7 protein-coding genes are annotated in these 4,920 nt (G+C 69.5%); 3 read left to right on the top strand and 4 right to left on the bottom strand.

From position 1 onward, the window contains the following. Window positions 1–683 (bottom strand): CNNM domain-containing protein (locus B9G38_RS14225; protein WP_143415478.1); only part of this gene is annotated, 683 nt, incomplete at its 3' end. A 179-nt stretch (window positions 684–862) separates the two neighbouring features. On the opposite strand from B9G38_RS14225, the gene B9G38_RS14220 reads away from it, so the two are divergent. The 3 genes from B9G38_RS14220 (at window position 863) to B9G38_RS14210 (ending at window position 2,382) form a co-directional block, all read left to right on the top strand. Then, complete coding sequence (locus B9G38_RS14220) at window positions 863–1,159, top strand: glutathione S-transferase N-terminal domain-containing protein (protein WP_086220804.1); 297 nt, start codon at window positions 863–865, stop codon at window positions 1,157–1,159. Window position 1,160: 1 nt separating this feature from the next. After that, window positions 1,161–1,670, top strand: a complete 510-nt coding sequence (locus B9G38_RS14215) for a redoxin domain-containing protein (protein WP_086220803.1) — start codon at window positions 1,161–1,163, stop codon at window positions 1,668–1,670. Between the two features lie 82 nt (window positions 1,671–1,752). Further along, window positions 1,753–2,382, top strand: a complete 630-nt coding sequence (locus B9G38_RS14210) for an L-threonylcarbamoyladenylate synthase (protein WP_086220802.1) — start codon at window positions 1,753–1,755, stop codon at window positions 2,380–2,382. A 26-nt stretch (window positions 2,383–2,408) separates the two neighbouring features. Here the strand turns inward: B9G38_RS14210 and B9G38_RS14205 are convergent, their stop codons facing one another. The 3 genes from B9G38_RS14205 to B9G38_RS14195 form a co-directional block, all read right to left on the bottom strand. Continuing rightward, entirely contained in the window at window positions 2,409–2,675 is a 267-nt protein-coding gene (locus tag B9G38_RS14205; RefSeq protein WP_086220801.1) for an HAH_0734 family protein, read from the bottom strand. Window positions 2,676–2,774: 99 nt separating this feature from the next. After that, window positions 2,775–4,595 (bottom strand): ribosome biogenesis/translation initiation ATPase RLI, encoded by a 1,821-nt coding sequence (locus B9G38_RS14200; RefSeq protein WP_086220800.1) that lies wholly within the window; start codon window positions 4,593–4,595, stop codon window positions 2,775–2,777. Between the two features lies 1 nt (window position 4,596). Beyond that, window positions 4,597–4,905 (bottom strand): hypothetical protein, encoded by a 309-nt coding sequence (locus B9G38_RS14195; RefSeq protein ID WP_086220799.1) that lies wholly within the window; start codon window positions 4,903–4,905, stop codon window positions 4,597–4,599. Window positions 4,906–4,920 lie beyond the last annotated feature (15 nt).

Genomic DNA, 4,920 nt, shown 5'->3' with positions numbered 1-4,920 from the left:
ACCTCCTTGGCGATGGTGTTGTTGAACCGGAAGATGCGGTCGAGCATCTCCCGCTCCTCCTCGTCGATGACGCCCTCGCGCTCCCCCGTCTCGATGATGTCCTGGATCTCGTCGCGGGTGACGTACGACGACTCGATCGCCGAGCGGCCGCCGGTGATCTTGTTGACGACCCGCGTCAGGTAGTCGAACAGGACCACGAGCGGGAGGAGGACGTACTCGGAGAGCTTCAGCGGGCGGGCGATGCGCAGCGCCCACGACTCGGTGTTCTCGACGGCGTAGGACTTCGGCGCGCTCTCGCCGAACAGCAGGACGAGCGCCGTGATCCCGAAGGTGGCGACCGTGACGGCCTGCCCCTGCCCGAGGCCGAGGTAGACGAGCAGCCCGGTGGAGATGGAGGACATCGCGATGTTGACGATGTTGTTGCCGACGAGGATCGTGATGAGCAGGCGGTGCGGGTCGGTCTTCAGCGCCTTCACCGTCTCTGATCCCGGGACCCCGTCCTCGACGAGGCTGTCGATGCGGTGTTGCGGCAGCGAGAACATCGCGATCTCCGACGAGGAGAAGAACGCCGACAGCGCGATCAACACGAGTATCGTGAGCGCGCCGAGCCCGGCGACGACGGTGTCGCCGGGCGGCTGTATCTGGAGGAGACCGGCCGTCAGCGTGCTCGACCACAAGCCCATATTCGTTTGCCTTCCGTCGGCCCACGATTAAAGGGTTCCCTTCGCTGACCCCCGTGAACGGGGGGCGCCGCCGCCCGCGCGAGCGCCGACGCCGCGAGTGCCACCGCTCACGCGAGCGCCGACGCCGCCAGCGTGCCGCCGCCGACACGATTACCCGTCTCGCGAGCGAACCGCGGGACATGACCGAGCCACAGATCACGCTGTACCGGCTTCAGGCGTGCCCGTACTGCGAGCGCGTCGTCCGGACGCTGAACGAGCTCGATCTGGAGTACCGCTCCCGGTACGTCGAGCCGATGCACTCCGAGCGAAACGTCGTCAAGCGCGTCTCCGGCGCGCGCAGCGTCCCGGCGGTCGTCGACCGCGAGACCGGCGTCACCATGTCCGAGAGCGCGAACATCGTCGAGTACCTGAAGGGCACGTACGGCGACGCGGCGACGGACGGGGGCCGCGCGGTCGACGCCGAGGGAGGTGCCTGAGATGGTCGACTTCGACGTCGTCTCCCTGCCCGAGACAGACCACGTCGACGAGGGCGACACGGCGCCCGACTTCACCCGGCCGCTCGTCAACGGCGAGTACTGGGAGGACCGCGCGCTCGCCGACGTCGTCGACGGGCCGACGCTCCTTCTCTTCCACCCCATGGACGGCACGTTCCAGGGGACGTACCTCTACAACACGGTCGACGATAACGGGTGGAGCGACGAGGTCGACGTCCTCGGCGTCTCGATCTCGACGCCGTACGCCCACAAGCGCCTGCTCGCCGACCGCGGCGACGGCGTCCGCGTCTTCTCGGACCCGAGCGCGGGCGTGGTCGAGGAGTACGGCCTCGCCCACGACATCGACGGGATGACCGGGATCACGGAGAGCCGCCCGGCCGTCTTCCTGCTTGATTCCGACCGGACGGTCGAGTACGCGTGGGTCGCGAGCGAACACCCCGAGTTCCCCGACGCCGAGGCGATCGGCGACGCGGTCGCCGACCTCGCCGACTGATCGGATCCCCGCTCGGCCGACTGACGCGGAAATCACGCGCCCACTCGTCACCCTTTTTCAACTCGGCGCCGAACGGACGCGCGTGACCGCCGACACGAGCGACGACCGAGCGGACCGATCCGAGGAGCTACGCGCGGCGGCCGCCGCCGTCGACCGCGGCGACCTCGTGGTCTACCCGACCGAGACGGTGTACGGGCTGGGCGCCGACGCGCTCGACCCCGACGCCGTCGAGCGCGTCTTCGAGCTGAAGGGACGCGACCGGTCGAACCCCCTCTCGCTCGGCGTCGCGAGCGTCGACGACGCGCTCCGCTACACCCGACCGACGGAGCTGGCCGTCGCCTTCGCGCGGGCGTTCCTCCCGGGGCCAGTGACCGTCGTCGTCGAGCGCGACGACCGGGTGCCCGACGCGCTCACCGCCGGGCGCGACCGCGTCGGGATCCGCGTTCCCGACCACGGCCTCGCGCGGGCGCTGCTGGCCGAGACCGGTCCCCTCACCGCGACGAGCGCCAACGTCTCGGGGACCGGTAGCGTCACGCGTCCGGACCAGCTCGACGACCGGATCCGGGAGGGCGTCGCCGCCGTCATCGACGACGGGGAGACGCCCGGCACCGAGAGCACGGTCGTCGACCCCGAGGCGGGGACGGTCCACCGCCGCGGCGCGATGGCGGGCGCCATCGAGGCGTGGCTGGCGGACCCGCCGGTGGAGGGGTAGGAGGCCCGAGAAGACCGGTCGCGGAGTTAAACGGAGAGCTCGCCCTTCGCCTTGATCACGTCCAGGTCCTCGGCGTCGACCGTCTCGACGTCGAGCCAGTGGGGGACGTACTCGCGTTTGTCGTAGGCCTCGCGCTCGTCTTCGGTGCCGACGGTACACCAGAGCTGCGGCTCGTCCGGGCCGTGCCAGCCGCCCTGGACGTTGATGCCGAAACAGACCAGCTCCTCGCCGTCGTGCTCGATCACCGCGTCCTTCCGGATGTCGGGGTCGCCGCGGATGATGAGGTGGTACATGTGCCCGCGTTCGCGTGTTCCGGGCTTAACCGCTTCGATAGCGAGGATCGGGACGCGGGAGGACGCCGCGGCGCTCGCCGCTCCGCGTCGGCGCCCGACTCAGCCCGAGTAGTAGTACTCGCCGTCGCGCTTCTGCTGGCTGTCGAGCTGCGACCCGGGCTTGTTGATCCGGGGGCGGCCCGTGCGCTCGTCGCGGCGGAAGGTGATCTCGAGGTCGGCGAGGAACTCGTTCATGCCGTCGCGCATGTCCTGCGGGGGCGCGGCGCGCCCGCGCTCGGCCGGCTCGCCGTCGAACACCATCAGTCGGTCGGCGAGCAGGTCGATCATGTAGATGTCGTGGTCGATCACCATCACCGTCGCGTCGTGGTTCTCGGCGTACCGGCGGATCGCGGTCGTCGCCCGCACGCGCTGCTCGACGTCGAGGTGCGCGGAGGGCTCGTCGAGGAGGTAGAGGTCGGCGTCGTCGGAGAGGCACGCGGCGATGGCGACGCGCTGGCGCTCCCCGCCCGAGAGGTCCGAGAGGTTCTGCTCCATCACGCGCTCCAACTGGAGCGGCTGGGCGATCTCGGTGTTCCAGTACGAGGAGCCGAACTCGTCGGTGATCGAGGAGAGGAACGCGTCGACCCGCATGTGCTGGTCGATGTCGATGTACTGCGGCTTGTAGGAGATGTCGAGCGCGAAGTCGAGCTCGCCCTCGTCGGGCTCTAAGTCGCCCGTGAACAGCTGCGCGAGCGTGGACTTCCCGATCCCGTTCGGGCCGACGACGCCCAGCACCTCGGAGCGGTTGATCTCGCCGCCCTCGACGCGGAGCTCGAACTCGCCGTCGCCGTACGACTTCCGCAGGTCGGGGTACTCGATCAGCGTCTCGCTCCGGGAGGCGACCCGCGGCGCGTGCTCCTCGAAGGTGATCGCGGAGGGCCGGATCCGCATGTTCTCGTTGTCGAGGTACCCCTTCAGGTACTCGTTGATCCCCTTCCGGACGGACTTCGGGTCGGTGATGACACCGTACGCGCCCGGCTCACCGTACGCGACGTGGAGGGTGTCGGCGAGCAGGTCGAGGATGGCGAGGTCGTGTTCGACGACGAGCATCGACCGGTCGGCGGCGTCGTCGTCCGCCAGCTCGCGGACGAGCCGCGCGACGATCATCCGCTGGCCGATGTCGAGGTACGGCGTGATCTCGTCGAGGAAGTAGAAGTCGGCGTCGCGGGCGAGGCAGGCCGCGATGGCGACGCGCTGGAGCTCGCCGCCGGAGATGGAGTCGATGTCCTGGTCCATCACCGGCCGGATGTTGAGCCGGTCGACGAGGGAGTCGAGCGCGCCGCGCTCGTCGGTCCGCTCGAGCAGCTCGCGGGTGTTGCCGTCGAACTGGTTCGGGATCTGGTCGACGTACTGCGGCTTGCGCGCGACCGTCACGTCGCCCGCCTTCAGCGATTCGAGGTAGTTCTGGAGGCCGGTGCCGCGGAAGCGGTCGAGGACGCGCTCCCAGTCGCCGTCGGCGGCGTGGTCGCCGAGGTTCGGGACCATCTCGCCGGCGAGCGCGTGGACGGCGGTCGACTTCCCGATCCCGTTCGGGCCGAGGATGCCGGTGACGCTGCCCGGCTCCGGGGTCGGGAGGCCGTACAGCGAGAAGGCGTTGTCGCCGTAGCGGTGAACCGGGTCGTCGTCGAGCTCGGAGGGGAGGTTGATGATCTCGATCGCGTCGAACGGGCACGACTGGACGCAGATGCCGCAGGTCTCGCCCAGACAGATCTCCTCGGAGATGTGGATCTGGTCCGGGTCGCCCTCCTCGGCGTCCGGGCCGCGCTCCGTGATACACTCCTTGCCCGTCCGGTTTGGCGGGCAGTCCTTCATACACTCGTAGTTACAGCGGTCGGGCTGGCACCGATCGAGGTCCACGACCGCGATGCTGTCGTCGGCCATCTCAGACCCCCAGGTCGACGGCGGACGTCAGGAGGACGGTGTAGCTGATGAACCAGAGGGTGAACGTGAGAAACGCCACGTAGAGGTTGTCCTTGATCCCGAGGTCGCCGACGCCGACCGCCTTGAATATCGGGTACTGCGCGATGACGAACGCCCCCAGCACGAACACCGCGGTCGTGCTCGCGGCGGCGGCCGGGTCGGTACCGACGTAGACGGCCGAGACGACGCCGGCGGCGATGCCGGCGAGACAGCAGATGGTCGTGACGACCACGCCCCGCGCGTGGTCGGCCAGGCCCGACTCGGCGCCCATGCCTTCGGATCCGCG

It is taken from the genome of Halorubrum sp. SD612 (assembly GCF_002135005.1).
Note: the sequence above shows the minus strand (reverse complement) of the source record. Positions and strands in the feature narration are given on the sequence as shown.